Annotated in this window: 17 protein-coding genes; 5 read left to right on the top strand and 12 right to left on the bottom strand. The window is 72.2% G+C overall.

Features of this window, described 5'->3' with window-relative positions; translation table 11 throughout:
* Positions 1–31: 31 nt before the first annotated feature.
* The 4 genes from infB to rimP form a co-directional block, all read right to left on the bottom strand.
* Positions 32–3,163, bottom strand: a complete 3,132-nt coding sequence (infB, locus tag ACZ4VT_RS27980; protein WP_467953703.1) for a translation initiation factor IF-2 — start codon at positions 3,161–3,163, stop codon at positions 32–34.
* Positions 3,164–3,311: 148 nt separating this feature from the next.
* Positions 3,312–3,599 carry a YlxR family protein gene (locus ACZ4VT_RS27975; protein WP_351288780.1) on the bottom strand — a complete coding sequence of 96 codons (288 nt, stop codon included), beginning with the start codon at positions 3,597–3,599 and terminating at the stop codon, positions 3,312–3,314.
* A 168-nt stretch (positions 3,600–3,767) separates the two neighbouring features.
* On the bottom strand, positions 3,768–4,808 hold the full coding sequence (gene nusA / locus ACZ4VT_RS27970; RefSeq protein ID WP_467953701.1) for a transcription termination factor NusA: 1,041 nt from the start codon (positions 4,806–4,808) through the stop codon (positions 3,768–3,770).
* Positions 4,809–4,810: 2 nt separating this feature from the next.
* Positions 4,811–5,323, bottom strand: coding sequence for a ribosome maturation factor RimP (rimP, locus tag ACZ4VT_RS27965; protein ID WP_401613145.1), 513 nt, complete (start codon positions 5,321–5,323; stop codon positions 4,811–4,813).
* A gap of 156 nt (positions 5,324–5,479) precedes the next feature.
* Here rimP and ACZ4VT_RS27960 point away from each other — a divergent pair, with 156 nt between their 5' ends.
* Genes ACZ4VT_RS27960 through ACZ4VT_RS27945 form a run of 4 tightly spaced genes read left to right on the top strand, consistent with a single transcriptional unit; the run spans position 5,480 to position 8,377 of the window.
* The gene (locus tag ACZ4VT_RS27960; protein ID WP_467953699.1) at positions 5,480–6,022 is read left to right on the top strand and encodes a hypothetical protein; all 543 of its coding nucleotides are present in this window, start codon (positions 5,480–5,482) and stop codon (positions 6,020–6,022) included.
* Positions 6,019–6,486, top strand: coding sequence for a ferritin-like domain-containing protein (locus ACZ4VT_RS27955; RefSeq protein ID WP_362804226.1), 468 nt, complete (start codon positions 6,019–6,021; stop codon positions 6,484–6,486). The genes ACZ4VT_RS27960 and ACZ4VT_RS27955 overlap by 4 nt, the downstream gene beginning before the upstream one ends.
* A 16-nt stretch (positions 6,487–6,502) precedes the next feature.
* The gene (locus ACZ4VT_RS27950; protein ID WP_467953696.1) at positions 6,503–7,405 is read left to right on the top strand and encodes an aminoglycoside phosphotransferase family protein; all 903 of its coding nucleotides are present in this window, start codon (positions 6,503–6,505) and stop codon (positions 7,403–7,405) included.
* Between the two features lie 42 nt (positions 7,406–7,447).
* Positions 7,448–8,377: a slipin family protein gene (locus ACZ4VT_RS27945; protein ID WP_467953694.1), complete on the top strand. Its 930-nt coding sequence runs from the start codon at positions 7,448–7,450 to the stop codon at positions 8,375–8,377.
* A 134-nt stretch (positions 8,378–8,511) separates the two neighbouring features.
* Here the strand turns inward: ACZ4VT_RS27945 and ACZ4VT_RS27940 are convergent, their stop codons facing one another.
* The 8 genes from ACZ4VT_RS27940 to ACZ4VT_RS27905 all read right to left on the bottom strand — a co-directional run bounded on the left by ACZ4VT_RS27940 (position 8,512) and on the right by ACZ4VT_RS27905 (position 19,205).
* Positions 8,512–10,209, bottom strand: coding sequence for a proline--tRNA ligase (locus ACZ4VT_RS27940; protein ID WP_467953692.1), 1,698 nt, complete (start codon positions 10,207–10,209; stop codon positions 8,512–8,514).
* A 42-nt stretch (positions 10,210–10,251) separates the two neighbouring features.
* On the bottom strand, positions 10,252–10,794 hold the full coding sequence (locus ACZ4VT_RS27935) for a GNAT family N-acetyltransferase (RefSeq protein ID WP_467953690.1): 543 nt from the start codon (positions 10,792–10,794) through the stop codon (positions 10,252–10,254).
* A 98-nt stretch (positions 10,795–10,892) separates the two neighbouring features.
* Positions 10,893–11,738, bottom strand: a complete 846-nt coding sequence (locus tag ACZ4VT_RS27930; RefSeq protein WP_467953688.1) for a GNAT family N-acetyltransferase — start codon at positions 11,736–11,738, stop codon at positions 10,893–10,895.
* Positions 11,739–11,890: 152 nt separating this feature from the next.
* Entirely contained in the window at positions 11,891–13,048 is a 1,158-nt protein-coding gene (gene ispG, locus ACZ4VT_RS27925; protein WP_362804243.1) for a flavodoxin-dependent (E)-4-hydroxy-3-methylbut-2-enyl-diphosphate synthase, read from the bottom strand.
* Positions 13,049–13,224: 176 nt separating this feature from the next.
* A complete protein-coding gene (locus ACZ4VT_RS27920) occupies positions 13,225–14,526 on the bottom strand; it encodes a M50 family metallopeptidase (protein ID WP_467953686.1) in 1,302 nt (433 codons plus the stop codon).
* Positions 14,523–15,776 carry a 1-deoxy-D-xylulose-5-phosphate reductoisomerase gene (gene dxr, locus ACZ4VT_RS27915; RefSeq protein WP_467953684.1) on the bottom strand — a complete coding sequence of 418 codons (1,254 nt, stop codon included), beginning with the start codon at positions 15,774–15,776 and terminating at the stop codon, positions 14,523–14,525. The genes ACZ4VT_RS27920 and dxr overlap by 4 nt, the downstream gene beginning before the upstream one ends.
* 20 nt (positions 15,777–15,796) lie before the next feature.
* Entirely contained in the window at positions 15,797–17,119 is a 1,323-nt protein-coding gene (locus ACZ4VT_RS27910; RefSeq protein ID WP_467953682.1) for a serine/threonine-protein kinase, read from the bottom strand.
* Positions 17,120–17,210: 91 nt separating this feature from the next.
* Positions 17,211–19,205 (bottom strand): acyl-CoA dehydrogenase family protein, encoded by a 1,995-nt coding sequence (locus ACZ4VT_RS27905; protein ID WP_467953680.1) that lies wholly within the window; start codon positions 19,203–19,205, stop codon positions 17,211–17,213.
* Between the two features lie 336 nt (positions 19,206–19,541).
* Here ACZ4VT_RS27905 and ACZ4VT_RS27900 point away from each other — a divergent pair, with 336 nt between their 5' ends.
* Positions 19,542–23,012, top strand: coding sequence for a helicase-related protein (locus ACZ4VT_RS27900; RefSeq protein WP_467953678.1), 3,471 nt, complete (start codon positions 19,542–19,544; stop codon positions 23,010–23,012).
* Positions 23,013–23,035: the final 23 nt, after the last annotated feature.

The raw sequence follows: 23,035 nt of genomic DNA, 5'->3' as shown, positions 1-23,035 counted from the left end.
GAGTTACGACACGGTGCGAACCGCCTCGCGCTTACGCGCGGGGCTTCTCGCGCATCTCGTACGTCGCGATGACGTCGTCGATCTTGATGTCGTTGTAGCTGCCGAGGTTGATACCGCCCTCGAAGCCTTCGCGAATCTCGGTGACGTCGTCCTTGAAGCGGCGCAGACCGGAGATGGTGAGGTTCTCGGCGATGACCTTGCCATCGCGCAGGAGCCGCGCCTTGGTGTTGCGCTTGACCTCGCCGGACCGGATGAGGACACCGGCGATGTTGCCCAGCTTGGACGAGCGGAAGACCTCGCGGACCTCCGCCGTACCGAGCTCGACCTCTTCGTACTCCGGCTTGAGGAGACCCTTCAGGGCCGCCTCGATCTCCTCGATGGCCTGGTAGATCACCGAGTAGTAACGGACGTCGACGCCCTCGCGGTCCGCCATCTGCGCGGCACGGCCGGCCGCACGGACGTTGTAACCGATGACGATGGCGTCGGAGCCCATCGCCAGCGAGATGTCGGACTCGGTGACCGCACCCACACCGCGGTGCAGGACCCGGATGTCGACCTCTTCACCGACGTCGAGCTGGAGCAGCGAGGACTCGAGAGCCTCGACCGCACCGGACGCGTCGCCCTTGATGATGAGGTTGAGTTCCTGGACCAGACCGGCCTTGAGCACGGAGTCGAGGTCCTCGAGGGACACGCGACGGACGCGCTTGGCGAAGTTGGCGTTGCGCTCACGCGCAGCACGCTTCTCGGCGATCTGACGGGCCGTACGGTCCTCGTCGACGACGAGGAAGTTGTCGCCGGCGCCGGGGACGTTGGTGAGACCCAGGACCAGGACGGGGGTCGACGGACCCGCTTCCTCGACGTTGTTGCCCTTGTCGTCGAGCATGGCGCGCACTCGGCCGTAGGCGTCGCCCACGACCATCGTGTCGCCGACGCGGAGGGTACCGCGCTGGACGAGGACGGTGGCGACGGCACCGCGGCCGCGGTCGAGGTGGGACTCGATCGCAATACCCTGAGCGTCCTGCTCCGGGTTGGCGCGGAGGTCGAGCGAGGCGTCGGCGGTGAGGACGACGGCCTCCAGCAGGGAGTCGATGTGCAGACCCTGCTTGGCGGAGATGTCGACGAACATCGTGTCGCCGCCGTACTCCTCGGCGACCAGACCGAACTCGGTGAGCTGACCGCGCACCTTGACCGGGTCGGCACCTTCGACGTCGATCTTGTTGACCGCGACGACGATCGGGACGCCGGCGGCCTTGGCGTGGTTGAGCGCCTCGATCGTCTGCGGCATGACGCCGTCGTTGGCCGCGACCACGAGGATCGCGATGTCGGTCGACTTCGCACCACGGGCACGCATGGCGGTGAACGCCTCGTGACCCGGGGTGTCGATGAAGGTGATGCGACGCTCTTCGTCGTTGACCTCGGTGGAGACCTGGTACGCACCGATGTGCTGCGTGATGCCGCCGGCCTCGCCCGCAACGACGTTCGTCTTGCGGATGGCGTCGAGCAGTCGGGTCTTACCGTGGTCGACGTGACCCATGACGGTCACGACCGGCGGACGCGGCATGAGGTATTCCTCGCCGCCCTCGTCCTCGCCGAACTCGATGTCGAAGCCCTCGAGGAGCTCGCGGTCCTCTTCCTCCGGGCTGACGATCTGGACGACGTAGTTCATCTCGCCGGCCAGCATCTCGAGCGTCTCGTCGGAGACGGACTGCGTGGCAGTGACCATCTCGCCGAGGTTCATCATCACGGCGACGAGCGACGCCGGGTTGGCGTTGATCTTCTCCGCGAAGTCGGTGAGGGACGCACCGCGCGACAGGCGAACGGTCTCGCCGCCACCGCGGGGCAGCATCACGCCGCCGACGGACGGGGCCTGCATGGCCTCGTACTCCTGGCGCCTCTGACGCTTGGACTTGCGACCACGACGGGCCGGACCACCGGGACGGCCGAAGGCACCCTGCGTGCCACCACGGGCACCGGGACCGCCGGGACGACCACCGAAGCCGGGACGACCGCCGCCACCGGCACCGGCCGGACCGCCACCGAAGCCGCCGCCACCGGGACGGGGGCCACCGAAGCCGCCACCGCCGCCGGGACGCGAGCCCGGACCGGCCGGACGGCCGGCGAAGCCGCCGCCCGCGGGACGACCAGCGCCGCCACCGGGACGGGCGCCGCCCGCACCGGGACCACGGCCACCGGGGCCGCCACCGGGACGGGGACCGGGACCACCGGCAGCGGGACGCTGCGGCATCATGCCCGGGTTCGGACGGTTGCCACCGGGGGCACCACCCGGACGCGGGGCGCCGGCCTGCGGACGCGGCATGCCGCCCGGGGTCGGACGGGCGCCGCCGGGACCCTGCGGACGCGGGGCGCCGCCGGGGCCGCCCTGCGGGCGGGGAGCACCCTGGCCGCCACCGGCGCCGGGGGCACCGGGACGGGGAGCGCCGGCCGGACGGGGCGCCTGCGGGCGCGCCATGCCGGTGGAGCCACCAGAGGTGAAGGGGTTGTTGCCCGGACGGGGACCGGCCGGACGGGCGCCCTGGGGACGCGGGGCGCCGGAGCCGGGAGCACCGGCGGACCGCTGGCCCTGGCCACCGGGGGTGGCGCCGGCCGGGCGCGGGGCGCCGGGACGGGCGCCGGCCTGGCCACCCTGGGCCGGACGCTGCTGCGCCGGACGGGGACCGGGAGCCGCGGCGGCGGGACGCTCGGTGCGCGCCGGGGCGGCCGGAGCCGCCGGAGGCGCGGAGAACTCGGTCGCCACGGGCGCCGCCGGAGCGGGCTTCGGGGCGGCCGGAGCCTTCGGGCCGGGACGCGGGCCGGAGGCGGCCGGAGTCACCGGGGCGGGCGCTGCGGCGGCCGGAGCCTCCGCGACGACCGGCTTGGGGGCCGGTGCGCCGGGCTTCGGCGCAGCGGGACGTGCAACGGCACCCGGGGTCGGAGCCCCGGGCTTGGCGGGCGCCGCCTTGCGGGGCGCACCAGGCTTGGCAGCGGACTTGCCGGCGTTGCCGCCGGGCCCCTGCAGTGCATCGGTCAACTTGCGCACAACCGGCGCCTCGATCGTCGAGGACGCCGAACGGACGAACTCACCGAGTTCCTGGAGCTTGGCCATGACGACCTTGCTCTCAACTCCGAACTCCTTGGCGAGTTCGTATACCCGGACCTTAGCCACTTCGCTCCTTTTAGGTCCGGGTTACGCCGGACCGTTGCTACTTCATGGGCGTACTCATCGCGTACTCATCGAGTGCTCATCGCAATCTCGACCTACTTCCAACTCGCGAGGTACCTGACCGCACGGGGTATCCGTGCCGTTCTACGTCTTACGGTGTGGCCCCGGCCTCGTCGACCAGGGCTTTGCGCAGTTCCGCCGTGTCGAGTGCTCCGGCGGACCGAAGGGCCCGGGGGAACGCTCGGCGGCGGACCGCCTGGTCGAGGCAGACCACGGCGGGGTGCACGTAGGCACCCCGGCCGGGCAGCGTACCGCGAGGATCGGGGACGCATTCGTCCTCGATCGCCACGATGCGCAGCAGATCGCTCTTGGCCGCTCGCTCCCGACACCCCACACAGGTGCGTTCGGGGCATGCGCGGGCTTGCGTCCGGCCAGACACGCCTAAGTCTACCTCCCCGCACCGACCTCTCTCCCGACAAGTGCGGGCGAGAGATCGAACGGCTGTTGTGTTGTCTTGATCCGCTGCCTTCGCAGCGGCCGTACGGCACCGCCTCGGCGGCGGCCGTACGCCCTGTCTACCGTCCGGGTAGCCCCGGCCGGTACCGGTTTATTCCCCGTCCCGGTTCCGGTCCCGGTCCCGGTCCCGGTCCCGGTCCCGGTCGGCGTCCGGGGACACCTCGGTGTCGGGGCGGATGTCGATGCGCCAGCCGGTGAGCCGCGCGGCGAGGCGGGCGTTCTGGCCCTCCTTGCCGATGGCCAGCGACAGCTGGTAGTCCGGCACGGTCACCCGGGCGGACCGGGTGTCCCAGTCGACGACCTCGACCTTGCTCACCCGGGCGGGTGACAGCGCGTTCGCGACCATCTCCGCCGGGTCGTCCGACCAGTCGACGATGTCGATCTTCTCGCCGTGCAGCTCGGCCATCACGTTGCGCACACGGCTGCCCATCGGGCCGATGCAGGCGCCCTTGGGGTTCAGGCCCGAGCGGGTGGACCGTACGGCGATCTTGGTGCGGTGACCGGCCTCACGTGCGATCGCCGAGATCTCGACGCTGCCGTCGGCGATCTCCGGGACCTCCAGCGAGAAGAGCTTCTTCACCAGGTTGGGGTGGGTGCGGGAGAGGGTCACGGACGGACCGCGGACACCCTTCGCCACCCGCACGACGTACGCCTTCAGGCGCAGACCGTGCGTGTACTCCTCACCGGGGACCTGCTCCTGCACCGGCAGGATGGCCTCCAGCTTGCCGATGTCGACGAGGACGTTCTTCGGGTCCTTGCCCTGCTGCACCACTCCGGTGATGACGTCGCCCTCACGGCCGGCGAACTCGCCGAAGGTCAGGTCGTCCTCGGCGTCGCGCAGACGCTGCAGGATCACCTGCTTGGCGGTCGTCGCGGCGATCCGGCCGAAGTCCGACGGGGTGTCGTCGAACTCCTTGGGCTCCTGGCCCTCTTCGAGATCCCTCGGGTCTTCCGTCGCCCACACGACCACGTGACCGTTGGTGCGGTCCAGCACGACGCGAGCGCGGCGGAAGCTCCCCTCGGTCCGGTGGTACGCGATGAGGAGGGCCGACTCGATCGCCTCGACGAGCAGGTCGAAGGAGATCTCCTTCTCCCGGACCAGACCCCGCAGGGCACTCATGTCGATGTCCACGGCTACGCCTCCTCTTCCTTCTTGTCCTTGCGGTTGAACTCGATCTCGACACGCGCCTTGGCGATGTCGGTGAAAGCAATACGGCGGGCGGTCGCCTTGCGGCCCTTCACGCCCGGGACTTCGAGGTCCAGTCCCTCGTCGTCGACGTCGAGGATGCGGGCGACCAGTTCCCCGGCGGCCTTGTCGTCCTCGGCGGACAGCTGGAACTTCACGAGACGGCCGATGGCCCGTACGTAGTGACGGTGCTCGGTCAGCGGGCGGTCGGCGCCCGGCGAGCTCACTTCGAGGACGTACTCGTCCTCACCCATCACATCGGTTTCGTCGAGCTTGTCGGAGACCTCGCGACTCAGCTCGGCACACGCGTCCAGCTCCACGCCCTCGTCGGAGTCCACGATGATCCGCAGCATCCGGCGCTTGCCCGCCCGCGACATCTCGATCTCTTCGAGGTCCAGGCCCTTGGCGGCGACGAGCGGCTCCAGCAGTCCGCGCAGCCTGTCGCTCTGGGTGGTGCTCATCCGGGTGACTCCTCGGCCGCGTGTGCTGTTGTGATTTCCGTCGTGTGTCAGGTCAAAGGGTATCCGGTGTCGGAGGGTGTTGCCGTCCGCCCTGTGGACGGGGCCCCGGGTACCGTGATCACACCCTGCCCCGCCATCACCCCCGAGGACGTCGCCGTGCCCTGGACTCTGCCTTCGAGACCCTCGCGCCGGAGCCTGCTCGCCGGAGCCGCCGGCGTGGCCGGCGCCGCGCTGCTGACGGGGTGCTCCGACGACCGCCCGGCCGGCGGCGAGAGCGGGATTCCACTCGAACGGCGGATGCGGGAGGCGGCCGTTCGTGACAGTGCGCGCCTGCTGGAACGTTACGACGCCACGGCCGCCGCCCATCCGGCCCTGGCAGCCCGGCTGGCGCCGCTGCGCGCCGCCGTCGCCGCGCACTCCGCGGCCCTGGCCCTCGCCCCGGCGGGCTCGCGCCCGCCCTCCGCTTCCCCGTCGGGCGGTACGGGGGCCGCCGCGCCCTCGGCGGGCGGCGAGCCGGTGCCCCCGAAGCCCGCGGAAGCCCTGACCGCCCTCGCGGACGCCGAGCGGAGCCTGTCGCAGGCCCGCACCATCGATCTGGCCGGGGCCCCGGGCGAGCTGGCCCGGATGCTGGCCTCGGTCGCCGCCTGCGGCGCCGTCCACGCGTACCTGCTGACCTCGACCCCCGGAGCCGCGTCGTGAAGCCCGAACCCCCCGCCGCCGGCCGGGCCCTGGAGGCCGCCCAGGCCGCACTCGCCGCCGAGCACGCGGCCGCCTACGGCTACGGGGTGATCGGCGCCCGCAGCACCGGCGCCCGCGCGAACGAGGCCCGGGAGGCGTACGGCGCCCACCTCGCGCGCCGTGACGCGCTCGCCCGGACCGTACGGGAACTGGGCGGTGCGCCCCGGCCCGCGGAGGCGGCGTACACGCTGCCGTTCGAGGTGCGCGGCCAGGCCGACGCCGAGCGGCTGGCCGCCGTGGTCGAGGACCGGGTGGCGGGCGCGTACTCCGATCTGGTGCGCGCGGCGGAGGGTCCGCTGCGCCGCGAGGCGGCCGACGCGCTGAGCGCCGCGGCCGTGCGCGCGGCACGCTGGCGCGGTGTCGGCGTAGCCTTCCCTGGGCTCGCGGAACGCGCTGACGAGGCGCAACGGGCCCAGCACAGCTGAAAGGGACCACGCACGCATGGCTTTCGAACCGCCGCAGCGGCTTGTACGGGCGCTCGGCGAGATGCCGGAAACGGCGCAGGACGAGGACTGGCTGGGGCAGTTGCCCCGACTCACCGAGGCCGCGCTGTCCCGGCGCGGGGTACGCGCGCAGCGCGTGCAGGCCCCGGGCGGCCGCAGCAGCCTGGTGGTCCTCGTCACGTACGCGGACGGGACCCCGGCCGCGCTGAAGCTGGCGCCGCCGCACGCCCGGCCCGACCGGGAACTGGCCGCGCTGGCCCACTGGGGCGGTTTCGGCGCCGTACGGATCCTCGACACCCGGCATCACGAGGACGACGGGGCGCTGCTGCTGGAGCGGCTGCACCCGGAGGTGTCGCTGCGGTCGTTGCCCGAGGCGAAGGCGCTGCTGGAGGCCAGCGGCACCCTGCGCAGGCTGTGGGTGGCCCCGCCGGCCGGGCACGTCTGGGAGACGGTGGCGGAGCGCACCGGGCAGCAGGCGGCGGCGCTGCGCGCGGCGCCGGCGGAGGTGCGGGCCCTGGCCGACACGGCGCTGACGATGCGTGAGGAACTGGTCGCGGCCCCGCCGGAGGAGCTGCTGCTGCACGGCAACTTCCGGCAGGGCAAGGTCCTCGCGGGCGAGCGGGCGCCGTGGCTGACGGTGGGCCCCGATCCGCTGGTCGGCGAGCGGGCGTACGACCTGGCGCGGCTGGTCCGGGACCGGCTGGAGGACCAGGTGGCCTCCTCGGCGGGCGCTGCGGGCGCCCGGCGCCGGGTGAACAAGCTGGCCGACGCCTTGGAGGTGGACCGGGACCGGCTGCGGGGCTGGACGCTGTTCCGGGCGGTGGAGTCGGGCAACCGGGCCCTGGCCGCCGGACGGCGCCGGGACGCGGAGCTGCTGCTGGAGTTCGCGGCCTGGTTGTAGGGCATACCGTAGATAACAGGGTATGTCCGGCAGGGGGCCGTCATGGTCGAAGAACTGCTGACAGCGGCGATCGCCGCAAGTGTGGGCGTCGCCGTCTACGTGGGCGCGGCGGCCCGGGTGGTGAAGCAGTACGAGCGGGGCCTGGTCTTCCGCTTCGGCAGGCTGCGCGAGGAGATCCGGCCGCCCGGCTTCGCGATGGTGGTTCCGGTCATCGACCGGCTCCACAAGGTGAACATGCAGATCGTGACGCTGCCGGTGCCCGCGCAGGAGGGCATCACCCGGGACAACGTCACCGTGCGGGTGGACGCGGTCGTGTACTTCAAGGTCGTCGACCCGGCGAACGCGATCGTGGCCGTGGAGGACTACCGGTTCGCGGTCTCGCAGATGGCGCAGACCTCGCTCAGGTCGATCATCGGAAAGTCGGACCTGGACGATCTGCTGTCCAACCGGGAGATGCTGAACCAGGGTCTGGAGCTGATGATCGACAGCCCGGCGGTGGGCTGGGGCGTGCAGATCGACCGGGTCGAGATCAAGGACGTCTCCCTGCCGGAGACGATGAAGCGGTCGATGGCCCGGCAGGCGGAGGCCGACCGTGAGCGGCGGGCGCGCGTGATCAACGCGGACGCGGAGCTGCAGGCCTCGCACAAGCTGGCCGAGGCGGCGGAGGTCATGTCGGAGCAGCCGGCGGCGTTGCAGCTGAGGCTGCTGCAGACGGTCGTGGCGGTCGCCGCCGAGAAGAACTCGACGCTGGTGCTGCCGTTTCCGGTGGAACTGCTGCGGTTCCTGGAACGCGCGGCCCCTTCGCCTCCGGCGACGGCCGCGCCCGAAGAACCGGCCCCGGCCGGCCCGGCTTCCGAAGGCCCCGGGCCGGCCGAGGTCGCCGACGCGCCGCCGCCTGCCGCGCTCGACGCCCCGGAGCCCGGCCTCGTGCCGGACGCCCCGCCGCCGGACCCGGACGAGTCGCCCCCGTAGTCCGCGGGGAGGTGCCCCCAGGGCGCTGCCCGGACCCGGCCCCCAAACGCCGGACGGGCTGAAAGATCCAGCCCCGCCGGCGTGTGAGGCGCGGGGTCCTGGGCGGCGGCCCGGGAGCCCGGCCGCGCCCGGCGTTACGACGTCAGGCGGGCGAGGGCTTCGGCCAGGGGGAGTTCCTCGCGGGTGCCGGACGCGCGGTCCTGGAGCTCGACCACCGACTCCGCGGAGCGCCTGCCCGCCACGAGGATCCACGGCACGCCGATCAGCTCCGCGTCCGTCAGCTTCACGCCCGGCGACAGCCCGGGCCGGTCGTCCAGCAGGACCCGCAGGCCGGAGCCCGCCAGGGCCGTCGCCGCCTCCTCCGCCAGCGCCAGCGGCACGGCCTTGCCCGCCGCCACCACGTGGACGTCGGCCGGGGCCACCGCCGCCGGCCAGCACAGCCCCCGCTCGTCCGCCGTCTGCTCGGCCAGCGCCGCCACCGCCCGCGAGACGCCGATGCCGTAGGACCCCATGGTGACGCGGACCGGCTTGCCCTCCTTGCCGAGGACGTCGAGGCCGAAGGCGTCCGCGTACTTGCGGCCCAGCTGGAAGATGTGGCCGATCTCGATGGCCCGGTCCAGGCGCAGTCCGGCGCCGCAGTTCGGGCAGGGGTCGCCGGGCTCGACGACGACCACGTCGAGGTACCGGTCCACCTCGAAGTCGCGGCCGCAGACCACGTTCCGCGCGTGCGTGTCCGCCCGGTTGGCCCCGGTCACCCAGGCCGTGCCGGGCGCGACCCGCGGGTCGGCCAGGTAGCGGACCTTGTCCAGGCCCTGCGGGCCCACGTAGCCGCGTACGAGGTCGGGCCGGTCCGTGAAGTCCTCGGCCGTGACCAGTTCGACCACCGCCGGGGCCAGGTGCTCGCCCAGCTTGCCGAGGTCCACCTCGCGGTCCCCCGGCACGCCCACGGCCACGATCTCGCCGTCCACCTTCACGAGGAGGTTCTTCAGGGTCGCCGAGGCGGGGACGCCCAGGTGCGCCGCGAGGGTCTCGATGGTCGGGGTGTCCGGGGTGTCCACCTCCTCCAGTGCCGGGTGCTCGGCGCTGACGGGGGTCAGGGCGAAGGTCACGGCCTCGGTGTTCGCCGCGTAGTCGCAGGACGGGCAGTCCACGAAGGTGTCCTCGCCGGCACCGGCCGGGGCCAGGAACTCCTCCGACGCGGAGCCGCCCATCGCCCCCGACACCGCCGACACGATCCGGTGGTCGAGGCCGAGCCGCTCGAAGATGCGGACGTACGCCTCGCGGTGGAGCCGGTAGGACTCCTCCAGCCCCTCGTCGGACACGTCGAAGGAGTACGAGTCCTTCATCTGGAACTCGCGCCCGCGCAGCACGCCGGACCGGGGCCGCGCCTCGTCGCGGTACTTGGTCTGGATCTGGTACAGCATGACCGGCAGGTCCTTGTACGAGGTGCACTGGTCCTTCACGACCAGGGTGAAGATCTCCTCGTGGGTGGGGCCGAGGAGGTAGTCGGCGCCCTTGCGGTCCTTGAGCCGGAACAGCAGGTCGCCGTACTCCGACCAGCGCCCGCTGACCTCGTACGGCTCCTTCGGCAGCAGCGCGGGCAGCAGCACTTCCTGGGCGCCGATGGCGTCCATCTCCTCGCGGACGATGCGCGAGACGCTGTCGAGGACCCGCTTGCCGAGCGGCAGCCACGTCCACACCCCGGCCGAGCTGCGCCGGACGTAGCCGGCGCGGACCAGGAGCCGGTGGCTGAGGGTTTCGGCGTCGGCCGGGTCCTCGCGGAGGGTCTTGGCCATCAGGCGGGACATGCGCTGCACGTGTTGCGTAGACATGCCGGGAGGTTACCGGGGCCCGCGCGGGCCCCGGTAATCAATTCAGTGCCTGCTCAGCGGCAGTGTGGCGCCCATGACGGCGTACGGGAGGCTCGCGCTCGGGAAGTGGACCTGGCGGGCGAGGTCGGTGTAACCGAGGGCCCGGTAGAGCCCGCGGGCGGGGCTCTCGGTGTCGATCGCGGAGAGGATCGAGCGCGGCTCGACCGCGGCGTCGGTGATCCGGGTGATCAGCTCGCGGCCCACTCCGTGGCCCTGGAAGCCGGGGTGGACGTGCAGTTCGGTGATCACGAAGGAGTCGTCGAGCCAGCCCTCGTGTCCGCCGGCGCGCAGGTAGGGCTCGACGATGGTGGACCACCAGTGGGTCCGGTCGTTCGGCATCCCGTACACGAACCCGGTGAGCGCCCCGTCCTCGGCGAACGCCCCGAGGGCGCGGGCGCCGCGGCAGGTCATGTGGCGCTGGACGATGTAGCGCCGGATGCCCACCTCCTCCTCGCTGAGGCCGAAGGCGACGGCCTGCACGCGCAGGGCCTCGTCCACGCGGGCGGCGAGGTCGAGGGGGCCGATGCGGAGTCCGGAAGGCAGCATGCGGCGACCTTACTTCGCGGTAGGGGCGTGCCGGAATGCCACCGGCGGGGTCCGGGGGCCGCCCTTTCGATCAGGGCGGTCGGGAGCCGGTGGCCCGCTCAGAACAGCACGCTCATGAACGCGCCGACCTCGCGGAAGCCGACCCGCCGGTAGGCGGCCCGCGCTGCGGTGTTGAAGTCGTTCACGTAGAGGCTGACCACGGGAGCGACGTCCCGCAGCGCGTAGGCGACGACGGCGGCCATCCCGGTCTCGGAGTGCCCGCGGCCGCGGAACTCGGGGGCCACCCACACACCCTGGATCTGGCAGGCGCGGGCGGTGGCGGCGCCGATCTCCGCCTTGAAGACGACCTTGCCGTCGTCGACGTGCGCGAAGGAGCGGCCGCCGGCGACGAGCTCGGCGACGCGGGCCTGGTAGAGCAGCCCGCCGTCCCCGGCCATCGGCGAGATGCCGACCTCCTCGGTGAACATGGCCACGCAGGCGGGCATGATCAGGTCCATCTCGTCCTTGCGGATCCGGCGGACCCACGGGTCGGCCTCGACCGTGGTGGACGGGCGCTCGATGACCATGAGCGGCTGGTGGGAGCGGACCTCGCGGGCCGGTCCCCAGCTGGGTTCCAGGAGCTGCCACAGCAGCCGGGTGGCCTCGGCGGGGCCGACGATGGACGAGCAGCGGCGGCCGGTGCGGCGGGCGCGGTCGGCGAAGGCGCGTACGGCGTCGGGCTCTGCGCAGACGGGGACCAGGTTGGCGCCGGCGTAGCAGAGCGAGCGGAGCTCGCCGTCGGCGTACCAGCCCCACATCTCGCCGCCCAGGCGCCAGGGGTCGAGTCCGGCGACCTGGACCCGGGAAGTGACGAAGGCGTTCTCGACCGGCTCGCGTCCGAGGATGTCGAGCGCGGCGTCGAGATCACTGGGCTCAAGGACCCGGGTGGTGGTCTGCGTCAACACTGGGGCCTCACCATGCAAGTCTGCTGATCTCCGCACTGTACCCGGCGATGCCTGGCGATGCCGCGTCGCAGGTCACGTAAAGGCCCCGGCCCCGCCCGCGAACTGCGGGAACGGGGCCGGGGCGGCAGCTTCGGGTGCTCAGGCTCCGATGCTCAGACTCCGATGGCGACGCTGGGCTCGCCGCTCGCGACGCCGTCCTTCTCCATCTGCTCGGCGATCTTCATCGCCTCTTCGATGAGGGTCTCCACGATCTTCGACTCGGGGACGGTCTTGATGACCTCGCCCTTCACGAAGATCTGGCCCTTGCCGTTGCCGGAGGCGACGCCGAGGTCGGCCTCGCGGGCCTCGCCCGGGCCGTTGACGACGCAGCCCATGACCGCGACGCGCAGCGGGACCTCCATGCCCTCCAGGCCCGCCGTGACCTCCTCGGCCAGCTTGTAGACGTCCACCTGGGCGCGCCCGCAGGACGGGCAGGAGACGATCTCCAGGCGGCGCGGCTTGAGGTTGAGCGACTCCAGGATCTGGATGCCGACCTTGATCTCCTCGACCGGCGGGGCCGAGAGGGAGACGCGGATGGTGTCGCCGATGCCCTCGGAGAGCAGCGCGCCGAAGGCGACGGCGGACTTGATGGTGCCCTGGAAGGCGGGGCCTGCCTCGGTGACGCCCAGGTGCAGCGGGTAGTCACAGGCGGCGGCGAGCTGGCGGTAGGCGTTGACCATGACGACCGGGTCGTTGTGCTTGACCGAGATCTTGATGTCGCTGAAGCCGTGCTCCTCGAAGAGGGAGGCCTCCCACAGCGCGGACTCGACCAGCGCCTCGGGGGTGGCCTTGCCGTACTTCTTCAGCAGTCGCGCGTCGAGCGAGCCCGCGTTGACACCGATCCGGATCGGGGTGCCCGCGTCCTTGGCGGCCCGCGCGATCTCCTTGACCTTGTCGTCGAACTGCTTGATGTTGCCCGGGTTCACGCGGACCGCGGCGCAGCCGGCGTCGATCGCGGCGAACACGTACTTGGGCTGGAAGTGGATGTCGGCGATCACCGGGATCTGCGACTTCTTCGCGATCACCGCGAGGGCGTCGGCGTCGTCCTGCGTCGGGCACGCCACGCGGACGATGTCGCAGCCGGAGGCGGTCAGCTCGGCGATCTGCTGGAGCGTCGCCCCGATGTCCGAGGTCCTGGTGGTGGTCATCGACTGCACGGAAATCTGTGCGTCGCCACCGACGGCCACCTTGCCGACCTGGATCTTGCGGCTGACCCTGCGGTCGGCAAGCTTCGTCGGCACGGCCGGCATTCCGAGAGAGATGGCAGTCATCTGCTGTGCAACCCCAAGGTGTGGATCAAGGTCCCGAATTCGGCGGGCTCCAGGCTTCGAGATTACGCCAAGCACGGGGCGCCCCGTGCATCCGAGGGGGTGAGCCACCCGAACGTAGGGAGCCGGGCACGATGTGTGCCCGGCTCCCGTGGATGGGGGGTACGGCCCCGCGCCGACTAGGTGATCTTGATGGGGTTCACGACGTCCGCGACCATCACCAGCAGGGTGAAGCAGATGAACAGACCGGCGACCACGTACGCGACGGGCATCAGCTTCGCCACGTCGAAGGGGCCGGGGTCGGGACGCCGGAAGACCCGCGCGACGCCCCGCCGCAGCGACTCCCACAGGGCGCCGGCGATGTGCCCGCCGTCGAGGGGGAGCAGCGGCAGCATGTTGAAGAGGAACAGCGAGAGGTTGAAACCGGCCAGCAGGTTGAGGAAGAACACCAGCTGGTGCTGGGCGGGAATGTCGAGGGTGAAGATCTCACCGCTGACCCGCGCCGCGCCGACGACGCCCATCGGGCTGTCCTGCTTGCGCTCGGCCCCGTTGAAGGCCGCGTTCCACAGGTCCGGGACCTTGGACGGCAGCTGGACCAGCGACTGCACGCCGGCCTCCATCATCTCGCCCATGCGGTCGACGGACTGGCCGAAGGACTGCGGGACGTAGCCGGAGGCGGGGGCGAAGCCGAGGAAGCCGGCGGTGACGTACTCGTCCTTGACGTAGCGGCCGCTGCCGTCGGTCTTGGCGACCTTGTTCTCGATCAGGTTCGCCGTGAGGTCCACGCGCTCCCCGGCCCGCTCCACGGTGATCGTGGCGGGGCCGACGGTGGCGCGGATGTCCTTCTGCAGGGCGGACCAGTCCCGGACCGCGCGGCCGTCGAAGGCGACGATCTTGTCGCCGGCCTTGAGGCCCGCTGCCTTGGCGGGGGCGGCCGGGTCCCCGGGGGCGCACTTGTCGCGCTTCTCGCTCTGCTGGATGACGCAGTCCGAGACGGTGGCGACCGAGGTGGTCTGGGTGTTCAGCCCGAAGGCCATCAGCGTGGTGAGGAAGATCGCCACGGCCAGGATCAGGTTCATGAAGGGGCCGGCGAACATCACGATCACGCGCTTCCACGGCTTGCGCGTGTAGAAGAGCCGGCTCTCGTCCCCGGGCTGGAGCTCCTCGTACGCGGCCGAGCGCGCGTCCTCGATCATCGACCGGAACGGCGAGGTGGAGCGGGCGGTGACCTTGCCGTCCTCGCCGGGCGGGAACATCCCGATCATGCGGATGTAGCCGCCCATGGGGATGGCCTTGATCCCGTACTCGGTCTCGCCCCTGCGCCGCGACCAGATGGTCGGGCCGAAGCCCACCATGTACTGCGGCACGCGGATGCCGAAGAGCTTGGCCGTGGACAGGTGCCCCAGCTCGTGCCAGGCGATGGAGACCAGCAGGCCGACCGCGAAGACCACGACCCCGAGCACCGTCATCAGTAGTGTCATGCGCGCGCCTCCACGGCGGCCCGCGCCGCCATCTCCCGCGCCCGGGCCCTGGCCCAGGCCTCAGCTTCAAGGACGTCCTGGACGGTCAGGGAAGTTCCCGACTCCGGTGTCCCGTGCTCATCGACCACGGCAGAGACGGTATCCATGATTGCTGTGAACGGCAGCCGCCCGGTCAGGAACGCCTCCACGCACTCCTCGTTGGCCGCGTTGAACACGGCCGGGGCGGTGCCGCCCAGGGTGCCCACGTGCCGGGCCAGGTCCACGGCGGGGAAGGCCTCGGTGTCCAGGGGGAAGAACTCCCAGGTGGAGGCCTTGGTCCAGTCGAAGGCGGGGGCCGCGTCCGGGATCCGCTGGGGCCAGCCGAGGCCGATCGCGATGGGGCCGCGCATGTCCGGAGGGGTGGCCTGGGCGAGCGTGGAGCCGTCCGTGAACTCCACCATCGAGTGCACGTAGGACTGCGGATGGACCACGACCTCGATGCGGTCGAAGGGGATGTCGTAGAGCAGGTGCGCCTCGATGACCTCCAGCCCCTTGTTGACCAGGGTGGCGCTGTTGACCGTGATCACCGGGCCCATGGCCCAGGTGGGGTGCGCGAGGGCGTCCTTGACGGTGACGTGTGCCAGCTCGGCGCGGGTGCGGCCGCGGAAGGGCCCGCCGGAGGCGGTGACCACGAGCTTGCGCACGTCGGCACGGGTGCCGGCGGCGAGCGCCTGGAAGAGCGCGGCGTGCTCGGAGTCCACCGGGATGATCTGGCCGGGCTTCGCCAGGGCCTTGACCAGCGGGCCGCCGACGATCAGCGACTCCTTGTTGGCCAGGGCCAGGGTGCGGCCCGCGCGCAGGGCGGCGAGGGTCGGGGCGAGGCCGATGGAACCGGTGATGCCGTTGAGGACGGTGTGGCACTCGGAGGCGGCGAGTTCGGTCGCGGCGTCCGGTCCGGCCAGGATCTCGGGCAGCGGCTCGGACGGACCGTACTGGGCGCTCAGCGCCTCTTTCAGGGCCGGTACGACGTCCTCGCGGGCGACGGCCACCGTCTTGACCCGCAGCAGCCGGGCCTGCTCGGCCAGCAGCCCGACCCGTCCGCCGGCGGCGGACAGTGCGGTGACCCGGAACCGGTCCGGGTTGCGCAGGGCGAGGTCGATGGCCTGGGTGCCGATGGATCCGGTCGACCCGAGGATGACGATGTCCCGGAGGCCGGCCGCGGGGTCGAAGAGGAGGTGCGGATCGGCGAGGGGGGCTGGGCGGTCGCTCATGCCCCCATTGTTGCCGGAAGTCAGGAGCGGCCGGACACGGAGCCCCCTTCCGTGACGCGGAGCAGCAGGTGCGGGAGGGTTCCGGCGAAGTCCGGGAGGGTGCGGGCCACGCGCCACCAGGCGTCCGGGTCCTCGCCGAGGGCCGCGGCGAACAGCCGGTCGGCCTCGGCGTGGGCGGCGAGGACGGCCTCGGGGTGGTCGTGGCGGTCGGGGTGGTCCACTTCGCCGAGCCAGTGGTCCTCGTCGAGGGCCCAGCAGGCCGGCAGTTTGTGGCGGATCACGTCGATGCCGGTGAGCAGGCCGCGGTCGAGGCAGTCGCGCACCCAGCGGATGTCCTCCTGGACGCTGTCCATCGGGACGGCGAGGCTCGCCAGGGCCAGCTCGCGCTCCACCTCGCCGGGCGGCTCGGCGGCCGCCGGGGCCAGGTGGCGCACCGCCCGGGTGAGCGCGGGGTCCGGCTCCCGCGCGCCGGCCGGCTCGGGCAGGGTCGCGTCGGTCACGGCGGCCACGAGCGCGGGCAGCGGGCCCGGGTGGCCGGGGGCGTGCCTGAGCAGTTCCGCCCACAGGCGCGGGTCGTCCCCGAGGGGGCGCAGGGCCCGCATCACGGCCGTCTGCATGCCGGCCTGTTCGGGCAGGGTCCAGCGCAGGGAGCGGAGGGCGGGGAGGTGGCCGAGGAGCAGGGTGTGGCGGGCGGGGGTGACGTGGGCGACGAGTTCCTCGTGCGTGACGCGGCCCATGCGCACGGCGCGGATGGCGGGCCGGTGCCAGGCGCGCTCGTCCGCCGCCCCGGTGGCGAGCAGCCCGCGCACGGTCTCCGGGGGCAGGTCCTCGACGAGCAGCAGGGCCTCGACGGAGCCGGCGGGCAGCGGCCGGCGGAGGTGCTCGGCGAGCAGGAGTTCCGGGTCGGGCCGGTGGCGGAGCGCCAGGATGTCGAGCGGGACCCTGGGCCCGCGGCGGCCGTGCCGGCGCAGCAGGCCGATCAGTTCGGCCGCGGTGAGCGGCTCCTCTTCGGGGTCCCGGCCGAGTTCGGCGCGGAGCACCGGCAGGAGTTCCGGTGGGGTGCGGCGGCGGGCGTAGCGGGCGGGTCCGGGCAGGCCGGGCAGCGGCCGGCCGACGACACGGGGGTTGCGGGCGATGTAGGTGCGGTCGGTCGCGCCGCCGTGGCGCAGCAGCAGGGTGACGGTCGAGGCCGCCAGCCATTCGTCCCGGCACAGGTACTTGAGGGCGGGCTCGTCGAGCCGGCCGGTCATGTCGGTGACGACGCGGTCCGGTGCGTGGCGCAGCAGGTGCGCCACGCACCAGGCCAGCCGTCGGCTGGTGCGGTCTTCCTCGGCCGTCGGCATCGTTCTCGTCCGCCTCGCGCTGTGCTCGTACGCGTACCAGTACGCGTACTCATCCTCGTACGTCTGTCCGACGTCCGGCGATGATCGCAGGTCAGCGGATGGGGCGGTGCACGTTTTTCTGCGTGGAGGGACCGGGTTCGGCGTCCGCGATCCAGGGGCCGTCGCCGGAGGGGTCGAGGACACCCTCCTCCAGCCAGGCGTAGGTGCCGGTGAGGACTCCCGCGACGACCTTGCGGTCGAGGTCGTCGGTGTTGGCCCAGAGCCGGCCGAAGAGTTCCTCGACGCGCAGCCGGGACTGCTCGCAGAAGGCGTCGGCCAGCTGGTAGGCCTCACGGCCGTGCTCGCCGGTGGCGCGCAGGTGCTCGGCGCGGACGCAGGCCGCGCTCATCGCGAAGAGCTCGGCGCCGATGTCGACGATCCGGCCGAGGAAGCCCTGCTTGGTCTCCATGCGGCCCTGCCAGCGGGACATGGCGTAGAAGGTGGACCGGGCGAGTTTGCGGGCGCTGCGTTCCACGTAGCGCAGGTGGGTGGCGAGGTCGGGGTGGCCGCCGGGGTGGAAGGCCCGGTAGGTGCCGGGGACCTGGCCGGGGCCGGTGGCCAGCTTGGGCAGCCAGCGGGCGTAGAACCCGGCGGCGCGGGCGCCCGCCTTCGCCTTGTCGCCGAGCGCCTTGTCGGGGTCGATGAGGTCGCCGGCCACCGAGAGGTGGGCGTCGACGGCCTCGCGGGCGATCAGCAGGTGCATGATCTCCGTCGAGCCCTCGAAGATCCGGTTGATGCGCAGGTCGCGGAGCATCTGTTCGGCGGGGACGGCACGCTCGCCGCGGGCGGCCAGCGACTCGGCGGTCTCGAAGCCGCGCCCGCCGCGGATCTGGACCAGCTCGTCGGCCATCAGGCAGGCCATCTCGGAGCCGTAGAGCTTGGCGAGGGCGGCCTCGATGCGGATGTCGTTGCGGTCCTCGTCGGCCATCTGGGAGGCGAGGTCCACGACCGCTTCGAGGGCGAAGGTGGTGGCGGCGATGAAGGAGATCTTGGCGCCGACCGCCTCGTGCTTCGCGACGGGCCGGCCCCACTGCTCCCGTACGCCGGACCATTCGCGGGCGATCTTCAGGCACCACTTGCCGGCGCCGACGCACATGGCGGGGAGCGACAGCCGGCCGGTGTTGAGGGTGGTCAGGGCGATCTTGAGGCCGGCGCCCTCGGCGCCGATGCGCTGGGCGGCCGGGACCCGTACGCCGTGGAAGCGGGTGACGCCGTTCTCCAGGCCGCGCAGGCCCATGAAGGCGTTGCGGTGCTCGACGGTGATGCCCGGGGAGTCGGCCTCGACGACGAAGGCGGTGATCCCGCCGCGGTGGTTCTCCGACTTCGGGACGCGGGCCATCACGACGAGGAGGTCCGCGACGACCCCGTTGGTGGTCCACAGCTTCACCCCGTCGAGGACGTACGCGTCCTCACCGTCCGGGACGGCCGTGGTGGCCAGCCGCGCCGGGTCGGAGCCGACGTCCGGCTCGGTGAGCAGGAAGGCGCTGATGGCGGTGGTGGCGCAGCGCGGCAGGTAGGCGTCCTTCTGCTCCTGCGTGCCGAACATCTTCAGCGGCTGCGGTACGCCGATCGACTGGTGGGCGGAGAGCAGGGCGCCGATGGCCGGGCTGACCGAGCCGACGAGGGCGAGCGCCTTGTTGTAGTAGACCTGGGTGAGGCCGAGGCCCCCGTACTTGGGGTCGATCTTCATGCCGAGGGCGCCGAGCTCCTTGAGCCCGCGCACGGTCTCGTCGGGGATCCTCGCCTCGCGCTCGATGCGGGCCCCGTCGATCTCGGTCTCGCAGAAGGCCCGCAGCCGGGCGAGGAAGGCCTCACCGCGCCGGACGTCCTCGTCCGCGGGCAGCGGATGGGGATGGATCAGGTCGAGCCGGAACCGTCCGAGGAAGAGTTCCTTGGCGAAACTGGGTTTGCGCCAGTCCTGTTCCCGGGCCGCTTCCGCGACCTGCCGTGCCTCGCGCTCGGTCACCTTGGGCTGCGCGCCGCCGGGCTGTACGGGCTGTGCGGGCTGTGCGGGCTGTGCGGGCTGTGCGGGCTGTGTTGCGGACATGAGGGGACTCACCTCGCCGCCGGAGTCGGGGTTCATCGGATTACCAGCCGGTGCTACCTGTGAGTCGTACCCAATGTCGGCGCGATGGAAAAGGGGAACGGCCGGAGCCCCCGCACACCGACCCCACGACCACCCACCTGACCTGCGCTTTCTCGCCGATCTACGCGGACACGGCGACGCTCGGGCCGGCATCTTCACTCATCTGCCCGAATCTCCCCGGACAGGACAACCGCCCGACCGGTGACTTTCATGATCGAACAGGGCGGACGGTCACCTCTTCCCGGATACGATGGCAGCGCCGGGGCCGCTCGGCGCCTGGCCGAAGTGAAGGGCTCCATGCGCGCCGATGACGTCCAGCCCGGCATCCGTCTGACCGGGCTGTCGTCGGGAACGGTCACCGTCGTGGCGGTGACACCGATTGGCCACGCCCTCCAGGTCACCATCCGGGACGACCGCGGGCAGCTCTCCGATCAGGTGCTCTTCCCCCACGACATCGCCTCGCTCCGGCCGGAGGCACCGCGATCGCGGTGGTCGTTCGACGCCGACCCCGCCCGGTTCCGGCTGGCCGCCGAGGCACTGCGGATGCGGCACGCGGGCCTGTCGGACCCCATGCCGGCGGTGGAGACCAGCGACATCGACCCCCTGCCCCACCAGATCCGCGCCGTCTACGGCTCCATGCTGAGCCGGCCCGGCTCCCTGCGCTTCCTGCTCGCGGACGACCCCGGCGCCGGGAAGACGATCATGGCCGGCCTTTACCTCAAGGAACTGCTGCTCCGCGGGGACGTGCAGCGCTGCCTGATCGTCGCGCCCGGCGGCCTGGTCGAGCAGTGGCAGACCGAACTCGCGGAGAAGTTCGGGATCGAGATGACCGTCCTGAGCCGCGACCTCGCCGAGGCCGACCGCGACGGCGACCCGTTCCGTCACCACCCGATGCTGATCGCGCGCATGGACCAGCTGGCCCGCAACGACGGGTGGCAGGCGCTGCTCGCCGGGTCGGAATGGGACCTCATCGTCGTGGACGAGGCCCACCGCATGAGCGCCTCCTGGTTCGGCGGCGAACTCAAGCGCACCCGGCGCTACGAACTGGGCCGGCTGCTCGGCGGGATCACCCGGCACTTCCTGCTCATGACGGCGACCCCGCACTCCGGGTCGGAGGCCAACTTCCAGACCTTCCTCGCCCTGCTGGACCCCGACCGGTACGCCGGCCAGTACCGCCAGGGCGTGCACTCCACCGACACCACCGGGCTGATGCGCCGGATGGTCAAGGAGGACCTCCTCACCTTCGAGGGCAAGCCGCTCTTCCCCGAGCGGGTGGCCGAGACCGTCGCGTACACCCTCTCCCCACAGGAGATGCTCCTGTACGAAGAGGTCACCTCGTACGTGCGCACCGAGATGAACAGGGCCGAGCAGGCCAACGGCAGGCGGCGTACGGTCGGCTTCGCGCTCACCGTCATGCAGCGGCGCCTCGCGTCCAGTCCCGAGGCGATCCACCAGTCGATCCGGCGGCGCATCGCCCGCCTGCGCACCCACCGCGAGCAGACCCTGGCGGGCCCGTTCGTCCCCCCGCCCGGGGCACTGTCCTTCGACCCGGACGACTTCGACCCCGACGAGCTGGGCTCCGCCGAGCTGGAGCAGCTGGAGAACGAGGTCCTGGACTCCGCCACCGCCGCCCGCACCGCGGCCGAGCTGGACGCCGAGCTCGCGGTCCTGGCACGCCTGGAGGAGATCGCCCTGCGGGTGCGGTCCTCGGGCGAGGACCGCAAGTGGCAGGAGCTGCGCTCCCTCGTGCTGAAGGCCCGTGAGGACGGTCTGAACGGGGAGGGGCGGGCCCCGCACAAGCTGATCGTCTTCACCGAGCACCGCGACACCCTCGAATACCTCGCGGGCCGCATCACCACCCTGCTGGGCGGCGACCACGACGCCGTGCGCACGATCCACGGCGGGACCGCGCGGCAGGCGCGCCGGGAGATCCGCACCGAGTTCACCAACGACCCGCACTGCCACGTCCTGATCGCCACCGACGCCGCCGGTGAAGGCCTGAACCTCCAGGCCGCCCATCTGATGGTCAACTACGACCTCCCCTGGAACCCCAACCGGATCGAGCAGCGCTTCGGACGCATCCACCGCATCGGCCAGCGGGAGGTCTGCCGGCTGTGGAACCTGGTGGCCTCCGAGACCAGGGAGGGCCAGGTCTTCCAGCGGCTGCTGACCAAGATCGAGCAGCAGCGGCGTGCCTACGGCGGCAAGGTCTTCGACGTCCTGGGGGAGAACGCCTTCGCGGACGAACCCCTGCGCGACCTGCTCATGCGGGCCGTCCGCTACGGCGAGCGGCCCGAGGTACGGGCCTACCTGGACCAGGTCATCGACCAGTCCGTCTCCGACGGCCTCCAGGAATTGATCAGGGAACGCGCCCTGGCCACGCCGGAGATCGGGCTGGAGGAGCTGGCCGGGCTGCGGCGGCGGATGGACGAGGCCCGGGCCCGGCGCATGCAGCCGCACTTCGTGCAGGCCTTCGTCATGGAGTCCCTGCGCGCCCTGGGCGGGCGGGCCTCCCGGCGGGAGAAGGACCGGTTCGAGCTGACCCAGGTACCCGCCGTCCTGCGCGAAGGCAGGCGCACGGTCAGCCCGCGCTACGCACGCGTCACCTTCGATCCGTCGGCCGTGGTGCTGGCCGGCCGCCCGGACGCCGAGCTCATAGCCCCCGGTCATCCGCTGATGGACGCGCTCGTCACCGAGGTCCTGGCCAGGTACGGCGACACCCTGACCCGCGGGACGACCTTCCTGGACCGGACCGCCACCGCCCCGCAGCTCGTGTTCACCCTGCTGGAAGAGCTCTCGGACGGGCACGGCACCGCGATCGGCAAGAGGTTCGCGTACGTCTCCGTACAGCCGGACGGAACGGCGCAGCCGGCCGGCCCCGCCCCGTACCTCGACCTGTCCCTGCCCACGGGCCTGGACCCCGAGCAGCACACGGCACTCACCGGGGCCGTCGCCGCCGAGCTGTCCTCGGCCTGGCTCGCCGAAGGGGTCGAGAGGATCGCCCGGGACTGGGCGGTCGAGCACGGCCTGCCCGAGCACCGCGCCGACGTCGTCGCCCGCGTGGTCCCGGCCGTCGAGCGCACGCGCAAGCTCGTACGCCAGCGGCTGCTGGCCCAGATGAACTACTGGGACGGCGAGTCGATCAAGCTCGCCGAGGCGCAGGCGGCCGGCCGGAGGATCCGCCTCTCGCCGGCCACCGCCCGCGAGCGCGCCCGGTCGCTGGAGGCCCGGCTGGAGCGCCGCCAAGCCGACCTCGACCTGGAGGCCCAGGTCAACGTGCACCTGCCGCAGATCATCAGCGCCGCGCTCGTGCTGCCCGCCTCGGTCGTCCCCGGCCCCGCCGGCGAACCGCCGGCTCCCGACGGCTTCGCCTCGGACACCACCGTCACCGAGCGCCGGGCCGTCGACGCCGTCCTGGCCGCCGAGCGCCGGCTCGGCCGGGTGCCCGAGGAGATGCCGCACTCCAACAAGGGCTTCGACATCCGGTCCCTCATGCCCGACGGCCACCTGCTCTTCATCGAGGTGAAGGGCCGGGTGCTGGGCGCCGACACCTTCACCGTCACCACCAGCGAGGTCGGCTACGCCAAGAACGCCGAGCCCCGCTACCGGCTCGCGCTGGTCGCCGTCGACCCCGACACCCCCGACGGATCCAACGACCGGGTCCGCTACGTGCTCAACCCCTTCGCCGACCTCGTCCTCGACAAGTACGTCGACGACCTGCGCCGCACGTGGAAGGCCGAGTGGGAGCGCGGTGTGGAGCCCCTCTGACGCACAGCAGCCACACCCCTCCC

The sequence above is a fragment of the Streptomyces sp. NPDC029164 genome, assembly GCF_055563995.1.
Note: the sequence above shows the minus strand (reverse complement) of the source record. Positions and strands in the feature narration are given on the sequence as shown.